This window comes from Streptomyces sp. GL_140 (assembly GCF_057834465.1).
This window is the reverse complement of record NZ_JBYQMJ010000002.1, coordinates 97,755-116,855: the sequence shown is the minus strand read 5'-3', so window position 1 is coordinate 116,855 and position 19,101 is coordinate 97,755. Positions and strand designations below refer to the sequence as shown.

General features: G+C 65.8%; 11 protein-coding genes and 3 pseudogenes. 8 read left to right on the top strand and 6 right to left on the bottom strand.

Features of this window, described 5'->3' with window-relative positions:
- Positions 1 to 3,128 precede the first annotated feature (3,128 nt).
- The 4 genes from AC3IYJ_RS40175 to AC3IYJ_RS40160 all read left to right on the top strand — a co-directional run bounded on the left by AC3IYJ_RS40175 (position 3,129) and on the right by AC3IYJ_RS40160 (position 8,872).
- Positions 3,129 to 4,274, top strand: a complete 1,146-nt coding sequence (locus AC3IYJ_RS40175; RefSeq protein WP_489403156.1) for a ParA family protein — start codon at positions 3,129 to 3,131, stop codon at positions 4,272 to 4,274.
- A gap of 50 nt (positions 4,275 to 4,324) precedes the next feature.
- On the top strand, positions 4,325 to 6,256 hold the full coding sequence (locus tag AC3IYJ_RS40170) for an SUKH-4 family immunity protein (protein ID WP_489403155.1): 1,932 nt from the start codon (positions 4,325 to 4,327) through the stop codon (positions 6,254 to 6,256).
- A 150-nt stretch (positions 6,257 to 6,406) separates the two neighbouring features.
- On the top strand, positions 6,407 to 6,904 hold the full coding sequence (locus AC3IYJ_RS40165; RefSeq protein WP_489403154.1) for a hypothetical protein: 498 nt from the start codon (positions 6,407 to 6,409) through the stop codon (positions 6,902 to 6,904).
- Between the two features lie 156 nt (positions 6,905 to 7,060).
- A complete protein-coding gene (locus tag AC3IYJ_RS40160) occupies positions 7,061 to 8,872 on the top strand; it encodes a S8 family serine peptidase (RefSeq protein WP_489403153.1) in 1,812 nt (603 codons plus the stop codon).
- A gap of 112 nt (positions 8,873 to 8,984) precedes the next feature.
- Here the strand turns inward: AC3IYJ_RS40160 and AC3IYJ_RS40155 are convergent, their stop codons facing one another.
- Positions 8,985 to 9,551: a hypothetical protein gene (locus AC3IYJ_RS40155; protein WP_489403152.1), complete on the bottom strand. Its 567-nt coding sequence runs from the start codon at positions 9,549 to 9,551 to the stop codon at positions 8,985 to 8,987.
- A gap of 462 nt (positions 9,552 to 10,013) precedes the next feature.
- Between AC3IYJ_RS40155 and AC3IYJ_RS40150 the strand changes: the two genes are divergently transcribed.
- The gene (locus tag AC3IYJ_RS40150; RefSeq protein ID WP_489403151.1) at positions 10,014 to 10,544 is read left to right on the top strand and encodes a hypothetical protein; all 531 of its coding nucleotides are present in this window, start codon (positions 10,014 to 10,016) and stop codon (positions 10,542 to 10,544) included.
- Positions 10,545 to 11,729: 1,185 nt separating this feature from the next.
- A complete protein-coding gene (locus AC3IYJ_RS40145; protein ID WP_489403150.1) occupies positions 11,730 to 12,434 on the top strand; it encodes a peptidoglycan-binding protein in 705 nt (234 codons plus the stop codon).
- A 32-nt stretch (positions 12,435 to 12,466) separates the two neighbouring features.
- On the opposite strand, the gene AC3IYJ_RS40140 is transcribed toward AC3IYJ_RS40145, so the two are convergent.
- The 3 genes and pseudogenes from AC3IYJ_RS40140 to AC3IYJ_RS40130 all read right to left on the bottom strand — a co-directional run.
- Positions 12,467 to 13,717, bottom strand: coding sequence for a polysaccharide deacetylase family protein (locus tag AC3IYJ_RS40140; protein WP_489403149.1), 1,251 nt, complete (start codon positions 13,715 to 13,717; stop codon positions 12,467 to 12,469).
- A gap of 282 nt (positions 13,718 to 13,999) precedes the next feature.
- Complete coding sequence (locus tag AC3IYJ_RS40135; RefSeq protein ID WP_489403148.1) at positions 14,000 to 14,272, bottom strand: hypothetical protein; 273 nt, start codon at positions 14,270 to 14,272, stop codon at positions 14,000 to 14,002.
- 481 nt (positions 14,273 to 14,753) lie between these two features.
- Positions 14,754 to 15,092, bottom strand: a pseudogene (locus AC3IYJ_RS40130) (winged helix-turn-helix domain-containing protein); the annotation flags it as partial.
- A gap of 25 nt (positions 15,093 to 15,117) precedes the next feature.
- Here AC3IYJ_RS40130 and AC3IYJ_RS40125 point away from each other — a divergent pair.
- Together AC3IYJ_RS40125 and AC3IYJ_RS40120 are read left to right on the top strand one after the other, a co-directional pair.
- Positions 15,118 to 16,293 carry an IS30 family transposase gene (locus AC3IYJ_RS40125; protein ID WP_489403147.1) on the top strand — a complete coding sequence of 392 codons (1,176 nt, stop codon included), beginning with the start codon at positions 15,118 to 15,120 and terminating at the stop codon, positions 16,291 to 16,293.
- Positions 16,294 to 17,590: 1,297 nt separating this feature from the next.
- Positions 17,591 to 18,362 (top strand): annotated as a pseudogene (locus tag AC3IYJ_RS40120) (transposase).
- Here the strand turns inward: AC3IYJ_RS40120 and AC3IYJ_RS40115 are convergent.
- Together AC3IYJ_RS40115 and AC3IYJ_RS40110 are read right to left on the bottom strand one after the other, a co-directional pair.
- A pseudogene (locus tag AC3IYJ_RS40115) lies at positions 18,360 to 18,687 on the bottom strand (IS1182 family transposase); the annotation flags it as partial. The pseudogenes AC3IYJ_RS40120 and AC3IYJ_RS40115 sit on opposite strands and share 3 nt — an antisense overlap.
- A 135-nt stretch (positions 18,688 to 18,822) precedes the next feature.
- Entirely contained in the window at positions 18,823 to 19,017 is a 195-nt protein-coding gene (locus AC3IYJ_RS40110; protein WP_489403146.1) for a hypothetical protein, read from the bottom strand.
- Between the last annotated feature and the right edge of the window lie 84 nt (positions 19,018 to 19,101).

Below are 19,101 nucleotides of genomic sequence, written 5' to 3'. Positions count from 1 at the left end.
CATACCCGGGCGTTGGTCAGGACCCCGGTGGCCAGGCCTCTCCATGCTCTCCCTCGTCTCGTAGGTTGGAAATCTACTAGACATCAACGTAGCGCCTTCTTGGCGCACTGAGCGACCCTGACTCGCTGTTGTGATATATGACAGCGGTGGCGGCAGGGCCGCCCTTATTCGTTCACACTTTCGCTTTCGTCTTCACAACGAGGCGGGAAGCCCTTCAATCCTTGCCAAAGGGGATACGCCACGCACGATCCAACGGCAAACAAAATCCAGAGGATCGCGAGATCGCGCGACATCTCGCACTCATGTCTCAATAACGCAAAGTGGACGGCTGGATTGATGGCCCACCACATGGTGTGGGACCGTATCGCCCTTGTTCTTGGCGAACGTCGCTTTGCGGCCATTGTTCCGAGGTCGCCGAGCAGCTGCGCGTCTCACGGAGCGCAATGCTGTGAGCAGTGCCTGAGCCTCCAACCCGAGATGGCCGCACCCAGGGAGCCCCGCGCAACCCCAACCGGACAGTTTTGACGGCTCGTCCACGAGCCGATCGCAGTCTCGAATCACGCGGCGAGAAGGGGTGCAGGGTGTAGAGGGCCCGGGACACGAGCTCCGACCCGAGCAGTGAGGCGCGACGCGCCTCTCACCCGGGCCGTCTCTTTCGGATCTTGCCGCCGCGCCCTCCGGCACCCCGCCTCGCCGCGACACCCGAGCACGTCCACACTCCTGGTCGGGCGACAAGTGGAGCCGACACCCTGGCTTGGCCATCGCCACTGGGGGGCGTGCTACGCCGGGTCGAATACGGCCGGGTCGTGCTGCGAGAGATCGAAGTCAGCAGCCGCTCGGCGGATCCCCATCCGGTCCGGGGCCGGAGTCCGGGGCTGCCTGCACGAAGAAGTCCTCCACCAGCTCGGCGAGGCCGCGGACACCACTACGAGCCCGAATGCCTGCACTCCGACAAGGCCTACGACATCCTCAACTGCGGAAACGACACGTGACGAGCGGATCGGTGTCGTACCGACCATGGCCGGTCGACCAACGTCACGGACGCCGGCCCCCTGACAGCGGCCGCCAAGAAACTCGTTCCCTTTGCCGGTACCTCAGCAAGCACGCCCACGACCGTCATCGTCCCGCAACTACGGGCAGCACCGACCACGGCGAGCCGGTCCTCGCATCAAGGCGGAACTCCGGGCTCTCACCGCGATGTCCGGATACCCGATCCAGCCAGTACCGATCGGCGCCCTGGCACTGAGGTGAGCTGCAATACCGGCATCCGTGCCGACGATGTCCATCAGCGTCCCGGACCAAACGCCACATGCCCATCGCATGCCCGACGCAGACATAAAGACACCCCACTTTGAGCGAACCTGGGCGTAGTACAGCGCCACGGATAGGGATCAAAGGCTGACAACAGTTGGCACACGGGGATCAGGTGCGGTGCGCACTCTCCCACAGTTCGTCCAGGAAAAGCACGCCAGGGTACCCGTGCCCCACGATCCGCCAAACGAGCCAGTGACACGCAGGTCACGGTCAACTGCCCGGCAGAAATGCCGAAGTCCTGTCGGAGCACCAAAGATCCATAATCGGAAGTCTTTATTCCGCTTATGCGCGGTGGATCTGCCATACATGGCGCTCCGAGGGAAGAGATCACTTGCCGCGCGGCTCCACTCGCCCGGAGTCACCATCTCCCGGCCTCCTGGAGACAGGTGCGCGACATCGGCGAGGTCAATGCTGTTCACCCACCAACACATCAGCGGATTACAGCCATTCAAGCCGCCTGCACGTTCTAGTACCCACCCCCGTCACTCACGACCGAGGAGGGCGGTGGCTCCGGCGCCCACTGCGGCCGGCCTCCCCGGACACGTGCCTCAAGCCGGCCGACATGACACCACGATCACCGTCGCCACCTGCGGCGGCGCGGTCCGGGACCGACTGAGGTACTGGCCTCAAGAGCCCGGAGCACCGTCAACCCCGACGCCCTGTCCACCCTTGCGGCAACCCAAGTCCGGGTCCAGGTCCAACCACCGCCGACGGCTCCAATCGGCAGTACGGGGCCGGGTATGCGTCAATCAGGACGCCGACTGCAGAAACGATAGGTACGCTTCCCTTCGACAGTTGGCTGGTTGCCTGCTGCGGCTGCGCGATAGAGGCCCGGATACGTCTTGGCGGAGGTGCCGGGCCTCTATCGAGTCACGCTAAACCTTCAAGTCCTGGCGAGCCCACGCTTCAGACCGGCTTGCCGCTTTCGCCCTGCCCCTGCGACAACCCGCAGATGGAGGGGCATGGCGCTCGGTGGGAGCTACAGCCCAGACGAGTGGCATCTGGATGCGCCGCCATCCGGCTGCATCGACCTCAAGGCCGCACGGTGATGAAATCAAATCAGGCGGCATGAAAGCGGCATATCTCTGGAGTAAATTCCATGGAGAGCGACATCCCGCTTCGCCAACCGGACCGAACAGGTCTACATACTATCGGCCCCGCGGGAACTATTCAAACAGAATCGCCTCGACCGCAGGCGCACTCAGGACCATTCTCCGGCCATCACCTTACAATCCAGTTTATCTCTAAACATTTTCCCCCTGTCCTCGGTCTCCGCGGACGGATTTAATGCATGCCGCATCGACCTGCCCCGATCCGGCACAATAGGTAGATTTATCCGGTTTGCCGACTGGAAATGTCCCGGAGTGGTCCGTCGGACTGGCCGGCTCGACAGCACCAGAGCCGACCCCGACGCCGCGACACAACACCCCCCACCGCCGGAGGGGCGCACGCGGCACGAGCGAAAAACTCGGCATCTCCGCTTGCGGCGCGGTCAACAGAATGCGCATCGCCTCCATCGAATGAGTACTTCCGCCACAGCGCCTTGAACTTCCAAGTAAAAGCCATATCCGGGCAAGAATGCCCAGTTGTCCGATTGTGCGCAGCATGCAGAAAATGACCTCCTTGCCGACATTCACTCCGAGGCAAGAATCGCTCACCTATTCCATATTGGAACAGAAGTTCCCGCAGACGAAAAGATCACCACGGCCTCGGCGATAAGATCATGGGCAAGACCTGCGGTTTGCGGCAGCGCCTGCAACGACACGCGGCCTTGTTCCGTCTAAGCCACCGGAAGAGCCGGTAATTTGCTCTGCATGACGATCTCCAATCCCAGAGACCATCGCGAAAAATTGCTCGTCAACATTACGCCGGAGCTGCGCCGCAGATTAAAGATCCGTGCCGCCGAGTGCGGTATGAACGTTCAAGACGTCGCAGAATACGCGGTGAATCTCTGGTACGAATCTCCCGCGACGGAAATGACAGACACCTCTGGGGCCAAGAGCTGGGGTGTTTTTCTGCCCGGCGGCAGCCCCGAGCGTTTCGCCATGCAATGCACCGTCCGCAATGTGACCAAGGTTCAAGGATTCGCCCAGGCGGTCGAGCTGTGGCTCGCGGCGCACCCTTCGCCCACAACGCCTCTTGTCGCACAGCCCGTGCAACGCATCCTCATCGCCAATCAGAAGGGCGGCGTGGGCAAGTCGTTCCTCGCTGCTGGGGTTGCGCAGGCTTTGGCCGAGCTCGGCCGCCGAGTCCTCCTCATCGACTACGACCCCCAGGGGCACTTGACGACTCGCCTCAACCTGGAGGGCATCGAGGACGGCGACGAGAGTCTTCTGACGCACATGCTCGGGAAGGCCAAGCGGAGCATCCGCAACCTGCTCACCGCTTTGGACGAGGAACGCTTCGGTCAACGGCTGCACGTGCTGCCCGCCTGCGACGACGCCTTCCTGCTGGAGGCCGAGATGGCCGTCGTCCGCCACGGTCGCGGAACGGCTCTGGAGCGAGCCCTGCAGCCGATCGAGGGAGACTACGACTGCATCGTCATGGACGGTCCGCCCAGCCTGGGTCTCGGTCTGGACACTGCCCTCAACTACGTACAGCGACGCGACGGCGAGCGCATCGACCGGTCCGGAGTCCTCATTCCGGTATGGGCCGATCAGGCGAGCCACAAGGCCTACCGGATGCTCAACAGCCAGATCCAGCAGGCCGTGAACCTCACGCGTGTGACCATCGACCAGCTCGGGTTCGTCGTGAACGCCTACGACCCGCGCCGAGGGTCGAGCGTGGTTCAGAACTTTGGGCTGTGGACAGCACGCGCCAACCCTTCGATCGTGGCAGTGTTCAGAGATTTGAAAGAGGGCCGCGAATCCGCGGACTACCGCATCCCCCTCCTCGAGTACGCACCGGATTGTGAACTTTCACGAGGGATGCGGGATTTGGCGATGGAGATGGCGGCATGACTTCACCCCGGCGCAGAAGGCCCGCAGAGTTCCCCAAGGATCTGGAGCCGATGCCCAAGGTCAAGACACGGGCCGAACGAATTGCCGAATTCGACCGACGGAGGCAACTGGAAGTCAATGAAGCGGATGAACCACAGGCTCCTCCCGCGAGCGACGGCGACGACAGCCACAGGGGTGCCCCCCGGCTGCTTGCCCCGGTGGAGTCACCTCGCGCCGACAACCCCCACCTGAGCGGGTCCCACGGAGGGGACGGCACGGAGGACACTCGCACACGTGATGCATTTCCGGAGCAGTCGCAGCACGCACATGCTCTCGCGCCCGGACACCTGGCGGTCAAGGAATCCCTTGGCACCCGGCCCGGGCACGCGGCAGAATCCGAGCACCGGACCGCCTTCCTCGGCGAGACCCACTCCGAACTTCCCGCCCGGTGGGCGGGAGCGCCGAAGCTGACACCCGAACTGCTGGACGAGATCATCAGCAGCGAGTTGGCGGTCGGCCGATCCCTCACATCGGCCATGTTCCCCCGCTCGGAGCAGCACCCGGGCAGAGAACAGGCCCAGGAACCCCTGCCGACGCCACGTACAGAGGCCGACGGCTTACAGCTCCACCACGCCCTCTCCGCGCTCAAGTCCGTGGGACTCGGCGATGAGGAACAGCTGACGGCGCAGCCGTCAGCAGCCGGCCGTACTCAGCCCCCGCGCTCAGGGGGCCACGCGACCCCCGCCGGCTCCCCGGCACCAGCGCCGGTACTGGCACCGGCACCGGAGATCTCTCTGCGTGAGCCCGCTCAGATCGTCGACGAGCTCGTCCGCCATCTGACGCCCGCACAACTGGCCGCGCTGACCGGTCTGATGCCGAGCAAGACCCCGCACCCGGCGACCGCCACGCCGCCGGACGGTGACCCGTTGCCCTCCTTGTCCGCGGTCAACCCGCCCATGTCCCTGCACCTGCACTCTGATGTGAATGCGGACACGGACACGGACATGGACACGGATGCGGACGTACCAGCAGCACCGGCTCCAGCCCCCGACGTCCACGATGTTGCGCGCGCCCAGCAAGCCACCCGGCACACGATCGGCACCGCATCGGCGCGCAAGGGCGTTCCGCCCATGGGCCCAGTGCATCCCGTGCAGGCACCGACGGACGCGGCCACCGGCTACATCCCGAACCAAATGGTCAGCGTGCCCAGTCCGAGCGCCCCCGGCCCGGACCCCACCGACGTCCCCCGAACTGCCAGGGCTTCACACGTTCCCGAGCCTGGGTCCTGTGCGCAGCAAGGCTGTCACTGCACCCGTACGACCGGCTCGACCTGGGCACAGTTCCCCAGCGGCCGCCACGCGCCGAACCGCGGCCGCAGCGACCACGCCGCGCCGCGGCAAGCAGCCCAGCAGATTCTGAGGGCGGCACCGTTCCCGTTCGAGGGAGTCGGTCAGGAGCTGGCGCGGGCATTCGGTGCAGATGCAGTCGTCCGCTTCGACCAGCGGGCCGTGTCACGCCAAGGGGTGCCCTACGTCGTCGCCCAGACGCTGATGTGGGCCGGGTTGCCCCTCAACGGCGGACCTTTCTTCCAGGCCCACCTCCAGCCGGGCCGGCCGTTGCCGACACTGGCCGAACTGGCCGCCGAGCATGGTGTGCAACCAGCCCCGAGCGCCGGTTCCTACCTGGTGCTGGGCAGGGGTCTGGGTCGTCAGCTGTGTGTGCAGTACGGCACTGGGCACATCGTCGCCGTGCCTTTGGAGGCCGGACCCGTCGGGGCTGCCGTGCCACCACAGTTCGCGAACTCGAGCCTGCCCGAATTCGTCCGATGTCTTGCCCTGCTGGGCCAGATGTGGCAACTGCGACTCGGTCTGGCGCAGGAACACAAGTTCCGCTGGAAAATCGACTTCCGGACCAAGCTGGCCCAGCGGGATCCCGCCGCCATCGCCTCGCCGGACTGCTGGTGGCCGGTGCACATCGAGCAGGTGTGGGACTGCCTGCTCTGACTTCGCCTCGCGTGAACCCTGATGGCGGTATGTCACGAAGAGTGCTTTGCATCCCGTACTGATTGGCTTCGGTGCAGCGGAGGACCCCTTCCCCTGGCTCTCCGTTTTCTCAAGGGTGCCCTTAACTTCAATAGACCAAAAAGGAGTTACATGTCCGTCTACACCTCCCCGCAGCAGCAGTCACAGCAGGCCTATGACCCGCAGCCGGAACAGGTTCCGTGTCTTGGGCAGCAGGCGTACGGGCAGCAGGGCATCGGTCAGCAACCCTGGTTCTCCGGTGGCCCGGGACAGCAGCACTACGCACAGCAGCCGACGGGCCACGCGGGTCAGACACAGATCCCTGTGCTGATCACCGAGCTGGCATTACGGTGTGCGGCGACGGCAGCGACAGCAGTGGTTGAACAGTTGCGCATGGATCCTCAGATCATGATGGGGATCCAGATGCAGGGACAGATTCCTGCGCAGGCTTGGAGCAGCGTCATGGCGGAGTGCTCCCGCCGGATCGCGCCCGTACTGCACTCCACCCTTGCCCCGTTCATCCAGCAGAACCCCATCGGGCAACAGGGCTTCGGCCAGCCCGGTCAGTACGGACCGGCCATCGGCCAGCCCCAGAACCATTACGGGCAGCCGGCAGGCTTGAGCATGTGACCTACGGGTCCGGCCGGGTGGACGGGCCCCGGCCCATCCTCCCGGCCGAAGCGCTGACCCGCTTCGGAGATGCCCGTCGCGCGGGAGGGCCAAGAGACGAGCCGTCCGGCGGTGGGTTCGATGACGGCGGTACGACACACGAAGGCGGCTGTGGCCATGAGTGAGCAGGGTTGGAACACCGGCGGCCAGAACCGTTGGGAGGTGAAGGCGGGCATGAGTGACATGAACCCGGGCGAAGGGCACGTCGGGCAGCCAGGTGCGGACGGCTGCGGACCGCGCGCGGGCTACGGCGAGGAAGATGCGACGCAGGCCGGGTGGGGACGGTACCTCGTCGCACCGTGCCCTGCCGGATTCCTGCCGGCCGGGGTGACCCCGATCGCGGCAAGTACGCTGCTGACCATGCTGGAAGGGGATCCGGCAGTCGATTCGCTGGCCTACATCCGACCACCGAGATCCGCCCGCTCCGGGACGAACGCTGCGCCACACCTGATGTGCCCGCCGGTGGCCGTCGTGGCCATGCCCGACATCCGGGCCCAGGCCATGGCCTCCGACCCCCGTTTGACGGTGGAACCCGACCAGCCCCTGACCTACACCCCGAGCACGGCGCCCTCCACGAGTACGAGCGTCTGGCCCATGGTGGACCCGGCCTGGGCTGTCACGCTGGAGGAAGCCGCGCGGGTCAAGGCGCGCGTCATGGACCGTCAAGGGAACCCGGTGCCGGGCGCGCACGTGTGGGCCATCGGGACCGTCACCACCTCCCATGCGGTCAGCGACGCCGAAGGCAGAGTGAGCCTGGTCCTTCCCGGCGACACCCCCGCCACGATCCAGGCCCTCCAGGTGCGACCGTCAAGTGGGTACTGGCCGACCCGGATCGAGCATCCCCGCTTACCGGAGACACCCGGCGCAGAGGCCGTCATCGAGGTGCAGGCACTGTCCGACACGTTCGAGCACTTCCCCGACCTGCCGTTGACCGGCTGGGGGACGCAGGCCATGCGCCTCCACCATGTTCCGGCCGCCTACCGGGGCAGCGGTGTCAAGATCGCCCTGATCGACTCAGGAGTCGACACCACCCATCTGGACCTGAAGGACAGCGTCCGCGCCGGATACGACTTCACGGCACCGGGCCAGAGCACCTGGCAGAACGATGCCACCGGGCACGGGACCCGTTGTGCGGGCGTCATCGCCGCGGCCGACAACCACATCGGCATCACGGGGATCGCGCCCGCCGCACAGCTCCACTCCCTGAAGCTGTTCCCGAACGGCCGGCTCAGCAACCTGCTGCAAGCCCTGGACTACTGCATCAGTCACGACTTGGATCTCGCCCAGCTCAACCTTGCCTTCCGCCGGCCTTCGCTGCTGACCGCCTGGAAGTTGCAGGATGCCGCCTCTGCCGGAATCGCCGTCATCGTCCCGGCGGGCGACACCGGCGGCGCCGTCACGCTCCCCGCAGCCCTCCCCACCGTGCTCGCCGTCGGAGCCGTCGCCACCACCGACGCCTGGCCGGCCACCGTTTCCCCGCAAACCGGCCGGCCTTCACGGTCCGGTCCCTACGCACCGGCCTTCACTCCCATGGGTCCTGGTGTCGACCTCGTCGCCCCGGGCGTGGCCGTGATCACCACCGCCGCCCACGACGGCACGTGCGACAACCCCTACGTCCCCGCCGACGGCACTGCCATCGCGGCTGCTCATATCACCGGCCTCGCCGCCCTCCTCCTCAGCCACAACTTCCCGGCGCCGCACCCCCGTACCGCCACCCGTGTCCACTACCTTCACGCACTGCTCCACGCCGCCTGCCGCCGCGTTCCGGCGTTGGATCCGGCGCGCACCGGCGCGGGACTTCCCGATGCGCCCACGGCGCTCCGCCTCCCCGAGCCCGTGCATCCCGCCCCGACGGATGGAGTGCCCGGCCAACAGCGGCTCCTCGAGTCGGATGCGGCACCGGATGACCTGCGGGAATGCCTGAGTTGAGGCGGCGACGCCGACTTCGGCCGGCTCCCGCCCGCCACGGACAGCACGCGGCGCCCGGCCGCGTGCTCCTGGCCCCTGGGCCGTCTCCGTCAGCGGGATGAGCAGCCGAATTTCACGTCGTGTGGGATTCCCGGTGCGTCTGGCCCACTACGAAGGCCCGGCCAACCAGAGTACTCAAGGTCAGCGCGGCTTCCGGATCCGTGTGGGAGAGACGTTCGAGCGCCCTCCTCTCGTCCGCGGCCAGACTCTCCAGAAGTCGCGTGCTGGTGAGAGCATGCAGCAGGGCGCGGCGCGCGGCCTCGGGTGACTGCGGGGCAGCTTCGGCCTTCTCAGCCTGGCGCCAGTCGGCAGCCTGCTCGTCCGGTTGCACTCGTGTGGCGGCGCTGCGAGCCCGTTCGTTCAGGACCAGTGTGTCAGAACCCGACTCGGACGGGCTACTGCTGCCCGCACGCAGCTGCTCGATGCGCTCCCACTCGGCGAGTTCGTACTGGACGAGCGCATCGCAGCCCGGATCGTACGGAGCGCCACTTCCGGCCAACAGCTGCGCGATCCGCTCCCACTCCGCGAGCTCGGCCTCGCCACGCTCACCGCCATCGCCTGTGCTGTCGTCGCGGCTGGAGCCGAGGCGGGCGTCGTTCCGAGCCTCCGCAAGAGCGGAGAGGATCTCGGGGTATGTCATGCCGCGAGCATAGCGGCGCACCGTGCTACGGCCGACCTTGGCCCAGTCAACCGGCCCCATAGGGGCAGCAGTTGGAGCGGGAACCCGGAGCGGACGCTGGGACGCGGAGGTAGTCATCGCAGCCTCGTATTTCACTACAGGACTAAGGAATGTGTCTCACTGCGAGATCGCTCCAACAGCGGGACCTCACCCGGCTCAAGGGGAGATACCGGGCCGGATTTCAATCTAGACCACGTCCACGGGACCATCCCGCAGGCCGAGCCGATTCGAGTCCGCCCTCACGCGATTCGAAATGGATTCCCGAACCGTCACGCACGGACCTCCAGCGCGCACAAACGGTGAGAACCGAACAGCAGATTCCGATGCATATGGCATACGATAAGAACATCCGAGTCGACAAGTGCGGCAGCAGTGACCTTCCCACCCATTCCGGTTGGGCGAGAGAACCATCGGGAGACGAGAGTGGTCAACGGCCTGCAGGAACTTGTCATCGAACGACTGTCCGAGCTCGGTTCCCCACAGCGGCCCCTGAGCTACCGGGCCGCAGCTGCCCGCAGCCAGGGACGCGTGAGCCACGGCACCATCGGCCGCATCGCGCGAGGCGGCCATCCCGGAGTACTGGAAGAGGCGACGCTGTCGGGCCTCGCTCTGGCCCTGGACGTGCCCCGCGCCCGGATCGAACTGGCTGCCGGGATCTACCGGGACCAGCCGGTCGAGCCCTTTGTCCTGCCTCCGCGTGCCAATCGGCTCACGCGCCGAGAGCGTGCGGTCGTCCTCAGCATGATTGACGCTCTCATCGCAGCCTCGGAGCAGGGCCGTGAACCCGCCCATGTCTCCAACCCCACGTTCGACGGCCGAACGGCCGAGACCCAGGTGCCGGCCAGTGCCGACTACGACCTCGTGGCCTACGCCCCCGACGGCAGTGGCGCCCTTTCCGACGCGGACATGGAGACCATCCGCCGCCACGAGGAGAAGAAGCGCACACAGAACTGACGCTTCGCAGGACCGTCGGCCATTGAAGGCTCACTCGGGAGCCCATGGCCGGATCGGTTTCTGAACACGTGACACATGCAGAAGTGGGGCGCCTCGGCGCCCCACTTCTGCATGTGCCCCTCAGATGCCGTGTCACGCACCGCCCGACCCCAGTGCATCTACGGGCCCGCGGCGGCGCCAGGACCTGCGCCTTTAGGGCGGTCGCTGCCTCGGCAGCCTCTCAGGTTGCCAAGCCCAAACACGTGTCTTACGTTACATGAGACAGTATCCACCTCGTTGCACTCACACAGGAGGGCACCAGGCCGGGATCGCCCCCCTAAGCCTGCTACAGGCGTGCAGCCCCGGCGACACCTGGGCCATCGGACCCGCTTCGCGCGCCGGGCCGCTCCCTCTTCCCCGCTTCAACCGATCAGATCGACATGCATCGGCTACGCCTTCCACTGGACCTAGGCGAAATACTGCAGGAGCGATTACTCATGGTCTGCACAGCGCTCTCCACGCGGGCGGAAATTGGATCGAATCCAAATCCGCAACTACCTCCGACCGATCGAGACTGGAACCAACTCAACGAGAATTTAGCCCGCTACGGGCACTCCGTCCTGCGGTCCTGGATCGCGAATGGAACAGTTTTTTCACGCGTATACCAACTCACCACGATCAGATTAGGGCGCTCATCCGACCTGCACTGCGACCCGGATTCCGCTTCAGAGATCGCCGGAATGATTGTGGCGGTCGCCCTCAAGACATTCCGAGCCACAGCCGAAGGAAAGAACGGATGGAATCCGACCCTCGGCGCCTCCCTGCAGACATTTTTCATCGGGCATTGCCTCACCAAGTTCCCCAACGAATACCGTCGGTGGCTTCGAGAGCATCGGGCGGGCGCTTCCCTGGACAATCTTCCGGCTCCAGTAGATTCACCATCGCCCGAGTCCGACCCGGCGCACCAGATAATCCTGCACATGGAAGCGCTCAGCATCCTGTCCGCTGCGTCCTCCCGCACCCGACTGGTACTCGCCCACACCGCAGCCGGTTACTCCCAGCGAGACATCGCCACTCGCATCGGAACCACTCCGAAGGGGGTTGAAATGATCATGAGGCGGCATCGGCACCGCACTTCTCTGCATTCCTGACCGCCGAGGCGGCCACTGTCACAGATCAATCAAACCCACTTCAGGAGTACGAACAATGCCGTCCTATCTCGGTGAAATCTGGATGCATCTCACGAAAAACCGCACCACCCACCGCCCGGCCTCACCCAGAATCTCCGCCTCCCCTTCCCTCACGACATTCCCCGGCGATCGATATTTCCGCCCGGATGCCAAGAACATCTACATTTCCATTCTGCGCGAGATGCTCATCGAGCGCGGCGCAAAACCTTACTACCCGGAGTCCCTGCCCGCACGTTGGTCCATTCCCGACCTGCAGGCATGTGCGGCATTTCAGCGAGCGCAGGGATGGAGCCGCGACCGCACTTCAGGAATCCCCGACGCGACGACTTGGGAATATCTCGTGAATGGCCAGGGCAAAGACATAGTCGGCGAAGAGGTCACCACTGCTGACGAGGAAGAACTTGAGCGACCGATCATCCGCCACCCGAGCCTCGGAAACCTATTACCGCTCGAACCACCGGATTTTCCGGGCACTGATCAGTTCGGACCGGACCTGACCAATTTTTGGATCCTCGTGCTGCGGCTACGGCTCATCAGCCAGGGGTGGACCCCTGAACTGTGCCCCACTCTCGAAAGTGACGATGACATGAGGTCAGCGTGCACCTGGGACGAGTCCTTGAGAACGGCGTGCCTCCGGTTCCAGGTCGACAACGGGTTCCGAGGCGCACAGGCCGATGGTCACCCCAGCGAGGCCATGTGGAAGCTGCTCTGGAAGCGGTGAGCCCGGCCAGGTCGCGGGACAACCGCGGGACGTCACGTCGTCAGGGAGGCCCCGGGCGACGGAGTCTTGAAGTAGGCATTCCAGCCGCCGGCCGGGGACTGGCCCACGTCGAGCGAGCGCAGCTTGTCGAGGACTCCGGGGTCCTGGGCGTCGAGCCAGTCCACGAGCTGACGGAAGGACACCATGCGTACGTCCTTCTTCCCGGCCATCGCCTTCAACGCCTCCTCGACGGCATCCATGTAGATGCCGCCGTTCCACTCCTCGAAGTGGTTGCCGATGAAGAGGGGGGCACGATTCGTCTCGTACGCACGCTGGAAGCCGCCGAGATACACCTGCGTCGCCGCATCGCGCCAGCCAGGGTAGTTCGACGGCGCCCCGCGAGTCGTGTTCTTCGACTGGTTGGCGAGGATGTTGTAGTCCATCGAGAGGACTTCGAAGGAGTGCCCGGGGAACGGCATGCCCTGGAGCGGCAGATCCCATACCCGCTGGCGTTTGACCGGCCAGACCTGCCGACCGCCGGGTGACGACGCGTCGTACCGCCAGCCGAGCCCACTGGCCGTGGGCAGCAGATTCTTCTGACCGAGCAGGCACGGAGTACGGCCACCGATCAGCTCCTTCCGGTAGTCGAAAGGAAGCGGGTCCAGATCCTGCCACCCGGTGTTGGTCCGCCACTCGGATACGAAGGACATCGCCTGATCGATCTCACTGCGCCACTCCTCGGGCGACCAGTTGGCCACGGATCCGGCGCCACTGCAGAAATGACCGTTGAAGTGAGTGCCGATCTCGTGCCCGTCGTTCCAGGCCTGCCGGACGCACTGCAGCGTGGCCCTGACGTGCTCATCGGTCAGGTAGCCGATGTCGGAGGCGCCGACGGGGTTGTTCGGTGGCCGGTAGCGACTCTTCTTGGATTCGGGGAGTAAGTAGATCCCTGAGAGGAAGAAGGTCATCGTGGTGCCGTGGTTGCGGGCGAGCTCCAGAAAGCGCGCGAAGAGGCCGTTGCCGACCTCTCCGGCGCCGTCCCAGGAGAAGACCACGAACTGGGGCGGCGCTTGTCCTGGTTCGAGCGGGACGGGTTTGGCCGGCTGGTTCGGCTGCTGTCCGGTGTCGGCCGTTGAGCCGTCACCGATGAGTCTTGCCGTGGCCTTCGGAGCCGGGGACGAGGTCCCGGCTGCGCGCCCGCGGCGCGCCGCTCCCCCATCACCCCCGAGACATCCGCTCAATCCGGTCGCGGCAGCGACTCCAAGCCCCGTCCCCAGTAATCGCCTTCGGCTGATGGGTTCCATACTTGCTCCCGTCGAATGATCCAGCGGACCTCTGATGTGTAGACCAGACAGCACTCAAGTAATCCGATAATCATCGATACAGGGCCGCTCGCGAGCGAGAAGGGCACGGGCGCACAGCCATCAAGGGGACAACCCCGTAATTCCGCAGTACGATCAGCTGCATTGCCAACGGAGGTGGGGGAGGCCGCACCGCACCCTGCGTCAACCTGGTTCAACGAGCAGCCGACGAAACGGTTCTGCGATGCCCCGGCCATTTCGCCTCTGCTCCGCCTCGCCGATCCGTCATCGCCTGCGGTGACGCTCCCTGAGGACGGTCAAGGCCGAGGCGATCGCACCTCCGATGAGCCCTGCCACTCCGACGACGATCCACATGGGGGCATCGGCCTGCCTCCACCAGAGCGTCAGGCGCACATCACCGGTATTCGAGGCGATGAACCACATCATCGCCACGAACGTGGCCCCGGCGCATGCGGCGAAGGCTTTCGCCTGCCGCATGCCCCGACGTTCTCGACTGGTTTGGACCCTTCGCAGGATGTCCACTTCTAAACGGTTCATGGATGGCCGACCTTCTCCGTGAGGGGATGGTGTCACAGCTCCGAGCCAGGTCACCACGGTCGCGGAAGCATCGGCCCGGCGAGCAGCCCGAGCGCGGAACGCCCGCGAGTGGGCGAGCCATTGGGAAAGGCCGCTCCCACTGTGTCGGATCAGATATTGCCATGCCCGACCCAGTGGGAGAAACACGGGGTCTCGGGATGCCGGCTGCGGCACACACGTGTCAGGCAAAAGGTTGATCGAATAATATAAAAGGCCGTCTCTGAAACGCATTCTACTGCGATCGGCCATACGGGTGAACGCGTCCTCGTCGAGCCTCGGAATCATGCATCAAGGAGATGCGAAGACATCTCGGGCCGGGAAATCAGGAGTTCACCGAGCGGCACTGGCAAACGCCCCTGTTGCCCATTACTGAGCTTTTCAGGGTGGGGTCGGTTGGGTGAGGCCGGCGGCGGTGAGGCAGCCGTCTACGAGGTGGGGGCGGAGTTGGATTGCGGGGCGGCGTCATGGAGAATCCGGCCTCGTCCTCGAAGACGATCCAGCCCCCGTGGGCCGCCGCGGGGCTTTTACCCGCGGCCACACCTCCCGCTTCCACAACTCGACAGCATGCTCGTCGCGTTCAAGTGCTCTGCGGGCGGGTGCCTGCCAGGACCAGCCGTGCCGCTTCAGCAGTCGCCACACCGTCGCCACCGACGGTCGGCTCGTTGGCCGGACCCACCGATCGCAGGCCCTCAAGCCCGCCCTCGCGCCAGGCACGGCGCCAGCGTTCCACCGACCTCACGCTCACCCGCAGCTCTTTCGCGATCACCGCTGTCAATGCTCCCGCAGAATTGAGCACGCTCTGCTCCTTGGGTTCTAACGCTTGTCGCGGCACGGTCGAGGCGTGCAGGCAGCTCGGGATCGGGCGGAAGACCGGCTACCGGTGGCGGTCGGAGAACGGCGGCCTGCCGCCGGAGCAGGTATCCGAGAGCCTGCACTCAGGCCGCTACCTGTCGCTGCTGGAACGCAAGCGCATCGCCACCCCGCGCGAACACGGTCTGGTCATACGCGAGATCGCCGCACGGCACGACCGCTCACCCTCGACCGTCAGCCGCGAACTACGCCGCAACATGCTCGAACACGACAAGGGCCTCTACGACGCCGACCTCGCCCACCACCGCTCCAGACAGCGGGGCGACCGGCCGCGAAGACCGAAGCTGCGGCTCGACGCCGAGCTCGGCGCTGAGGTCCAGGACAGGCTCGACCTTGAGTGGAGCCCTGAGCAGATCGCCGCCCACCTGCGCGCTCCGTGGCCTGACCGACCCGAACGACACCTGTGCCACGAGACCATCCACCGTGCCCTCTACCAGGGCGCGAAAGGCATCCTGAGCAGGACACTCACGAAGAAGCTCCGCACCGGTCGGCCTCTGCGCAAGCAGCGCCGCAAGGCCGACCAGCGCGCTCCGCGATTCGCCGTGCCGGCGACACTCATCGACGAACGGCCTTGCGTCGTCGAGCACCGGGAGCGCACCGGCGACTGGGAAGGCGACCTGATCACCGGGCGGAGGAACCGCACCGCCATCGCCACGCTCGTGGACCGCCGCACCCGTTTCGTCCGGCTCGTCGCGCTGCCCGACGGCCACGGCGCGGACCAGTTCCACGCGCGTCTCACCGAGGCCCTGCGGGACCTCCCCGTCACCGCACGCATGACGCTGACCTGGGACCAGGGCGCCGAGACGGCCTGCCACGACCGCCTCGCCCCGCTGTTCCGCGACGGCGTCTTCGTCGCCCACCGCGGCAGCCCCTGGCAACGCGGTATCAGACACTGCCTAGAGCACCATGTCGAGCTGTGCCCAAGGGTCGTCCGGTGGCGGCGCGATGCCCAGCGGACCGCCCAGCATGTAGCGCAGGGCGTTTTCGTCGGTGAGCCGGTCGTGCACCCAGCAGTGGCCCGCGAGGCCCGCCAGGTGGAGTTCGGCGGGATCGGCAGCCAGCAACGTTCGTACCGTGTGGACCAGGTCGTCCACCGTTTCAGCCTGGTGTAGCCCCTGGCGCGGACCCGGCAGCCAACGAGCACCGACGACCTTTGACGTTACGTGCACCCTCCCCGAGTACAGGCTGATCGGCACCCGGTTGGAGCAGACCCCGGGGTAGCGGTTGAAGTGGTCCCAGCCGAAGCTCAGCCGAGCCGTGCGCAAGGTCCGCACCTGTTCACCGAACGGCAGCGGGCCGTGCGCGCCGCGGCCCCGCCAGCCCGGCCCGTGCACGGCGGTGCGCACCCCGCGCAGCCGCCGCACCCCCGTCACTGCGCGCTGTCTGCTGAGCGCCCCCTCGATCCGCTCCAGGCGGCCGAAGCGCACGTACCGCCCGCCGATGTGTACCGCGTCGTACCTCGTCGAATCCAACGGAGGTACGGGGTCGTCGGTGCGCAGATGGTCCGGGACGGTATGTGGTACGTAGCGGATAGGGCTGCGTGTGAAGCGGGCGAAGAGGTCTTCCTGCTTTCCCATGGCCACGCTGTACACAGCGTCAGAGGCATTCGCCCAGACGGTGGTTGCCTGCGGCAGCCGCTTCCGGCCGCCCCAGACATCGCCTTCCCACAGGATCACCTGTGGACCGCCCGCCGCGCGCAGAACGGTGGCCACCGATTCCTTGTCCCAGGGGAAGCCGCCCGGTGACTGCACGAATACCACGTCGGGCCGTACCTCGGCGGCGGCCCGACGGACCGCCTCTACGGCAGCCGAGGCGGTCTGCCCGGGTTCCTGGAGCAGGGCGAGCGGTAACACCACTGTGTGCTGCAACTCGCCACGCGCGGCAAAGGCACGGAAGGCGGGGGTGAAGCCGACCCCGGGTCCGGGCGTTCTCTCGTTGCTGAGTTGCAGCACCACGGGGCTGGTCATGCAGGAGCCTCTCCAGTCGAGATTGATGGCGGGTGACGCCTCGGGCCGTGGATCAAGTAGACGTTCTCCAGCAACAGTCCGGCGAGGTGTGAGCCGCCCTGATCCAAGATGCCGGTGATCAGCGTGAGTCTATTTCCGCTGGTGCGGAAGTTCATGCGAAGGACCTTTCAAAAGCTGGCCCAGTGCGGCCGCTGAAATCCAGGGATAACAGGGGCTTGGATGCCCTCCTGTGACCTACATACTTTGCATATTGGTAGCGATTGTGGCGTAAGTCTCTAACAATGGACCCCGAAAGTCATTGAACGGCGCCAACGGCATCCGGGTGATGTGCGGCCCCGGCTGATCGTTTGGCAATGCCGTGGACCCTGTTGCCCGTTACTGACCTTGAAGGTGGGTTGTCGTAGGGGCTGACGATCAGTGATCGTCGCGGTATGCCGGGTGTATGAGGTATCCGCAGGGTGGAGGTCTGACCGCGGAGAGGCAAGCCTTCCGTGAGCGGATCCGGATGGAAGCAGCGGCAATGTTCGCCGCCGGGCGGGGTGGTACGGACATCGCGAGGAGTTAGGGGTCAGCGTCCGGTCGGTCCAGCGAGAGATGGACGCTGGCCAGGATCAAGACCCTGATCGGCAGACGGTTCCACAAGTCGACAACGCTGTCGGGGATCTCGCAGATGCTGCGGAGACACGGCCGCCGACCTCCCGGGGCCGCGACCGTTCCCAGCGGCGCTTCTCCATCGCAGCCCTGTGCTGCTACAAACCCGGTGAACGCTCCCGCCTCGTCCACCGGCCCAGACAACAGCCGCTCACAAGAGCGGAGGCCGCAAGAGCCTCGCCTGCACCGAGTACCGCGACCTCCTCATCGCCGCCCACCGGCGACTCGGCGCACCCATCGTCCTCATTTGGGACAAGTCGAACCTCCACAAAGACCGCCGGATGAGGGCCTTCATCGACGCGCAGGACTGCCTCACCGCCTACCCCCTGCCGTCTTACGCGCCTGACCTCAACCCCGTGGAAGGCGTCTGGTCAATCCTCCGCCGGACCATCCAGGCCAACACCGCCTTCACCGACCCGAGCCACCTCATGCCCCGACTCCGCTACGGCCTCCGCAAGATCCAATACCGCAGCCACCTCATCGACGGATGCCTCACCGGAACCGGACTCAGGAGGAGCTGGGCCGGCCCATCGGGCAGGTGGCCTGCTGGTATTTCCAGGTGACCAGCCGGGCACGTCCAGCACCGCCGCACCCCAGTGCGGCGCGGCCACCGTCAGGGCTTCGACCGCGGCCCGTACTGACTCGCCCGCCAGGCGCCCGCCAGTTCCAGCCCGTTCAGGTTCCGCACCGCGCTGACCACGTGCGTGAAATCGGTGCGCTGCTTGCCCCGGCCGCCGGCAGGCCCTCTTCCACCAGCCGGGAAAGCAGCAGATCCAGGACCCTCTCCTCCTGCGAGAGCACGGTGAAGTCGAACCCTGGGTCCTCCAGTCCCGGCCCGAGCGCATACGCCCACGACAGCCGGTCCCGTAACGCCTCAGCCGCCTGCCGAACCGGCTCCGGCCACGGCTGCGACTCCATCGACACGGCCACTCCCACCCACGACCAGGGACAGAAAGGGACCGGCCTCAGGACGAGCCTGACGCAAAGATCAGCTGCGCGCCGCTGAGTGCCCCAACGGGGCCATCACCCGAGTCTTCCGAAAAGTCCGGACACCGCATCGACCGTGGTGTGCAGCGTCGGCGCAAACGAGGTATCGGCCAGGTAGAAGCCCAGCCCGGCACAAATAAGTACATGAGAAACCTTCATGCCGCACTTCCGGCACAGGAAGTACGCACCCACTGCCAGTGCTAACACCACGGGGAACTGCACGGAAGGCACAGCACTCACCTCACATTCCGCAAGCCCGAGAGAAGTAGGTGCCCAGCCGCGACGTATGTCCGCTGGGTACAACCGAAAGTTACG

What these genes read in the sequence shown, in the direction of transcription:
- AC3IYJ_RS40175 (WP_489403156.1), top strand. Translation starts at nt 3,129, where the DNA reads ATGACGATCTCCAATCCCAGAGACCATCGCGAAAAATTGCTCGTCAAC.
- AC3IYJ_RS40170 (WP_489403155.1), top strand. Translation starts at nt 4,325, where the DNA reads ATGCCCAAGGTCAAGACACGGGCCGAACGAATTGCCGAATTCGACCGA.
- AC3IYJ_RS40165 (WP_489403154.1), top strand. Translation starts at nt 6,407, where the DNA reads ATGTCCGTCTACACCTCCCCGCAGCAGCAGTCACAGCAGGCCTATGAC.
- AC3IYJ_RS40160 (WP_489403153.1), top strand. Translation starts at nt 7,061, where the DNA reads ATGAGTGAGCAGGGTTGGAACACCGGCGGCCAGAACCGTTGGGAGGTG.
- AC3IYJ_RS40155 (WP_489403152.1), bottom strand. Translation starts at nt 9,551, where the DNA reads ATGACATACCCCGAGATCCTCTCCGCTCTTGCGGAGGCTCGGAACGAC.
- AC3IYJ_RS40145 (WP_489403150.1), top strand. Translation starts at nt 11,730, where the DNA reads ATGCCGTCCTATCTCGGTGAAATCTGGATGCATCTCACGAAAAACCGC.
- AC3IYJ_RS40140 (WP_489403149.1), bottom strand. Translation starts at nt 13,717, where the DNA reads ATGGAACCCATCAGCCGAAGGCGATTACTGGGGACGGGGCTTGGAGTC.
- AC3IYJ_RS40135 (WP_489403148.1), bottom strand. Translation starts at nt 14,272, where the DNA reads ATGAACCGTTTAGAAGTGGACATCCTGCGAAGGGTCCAAACCAGTCGA.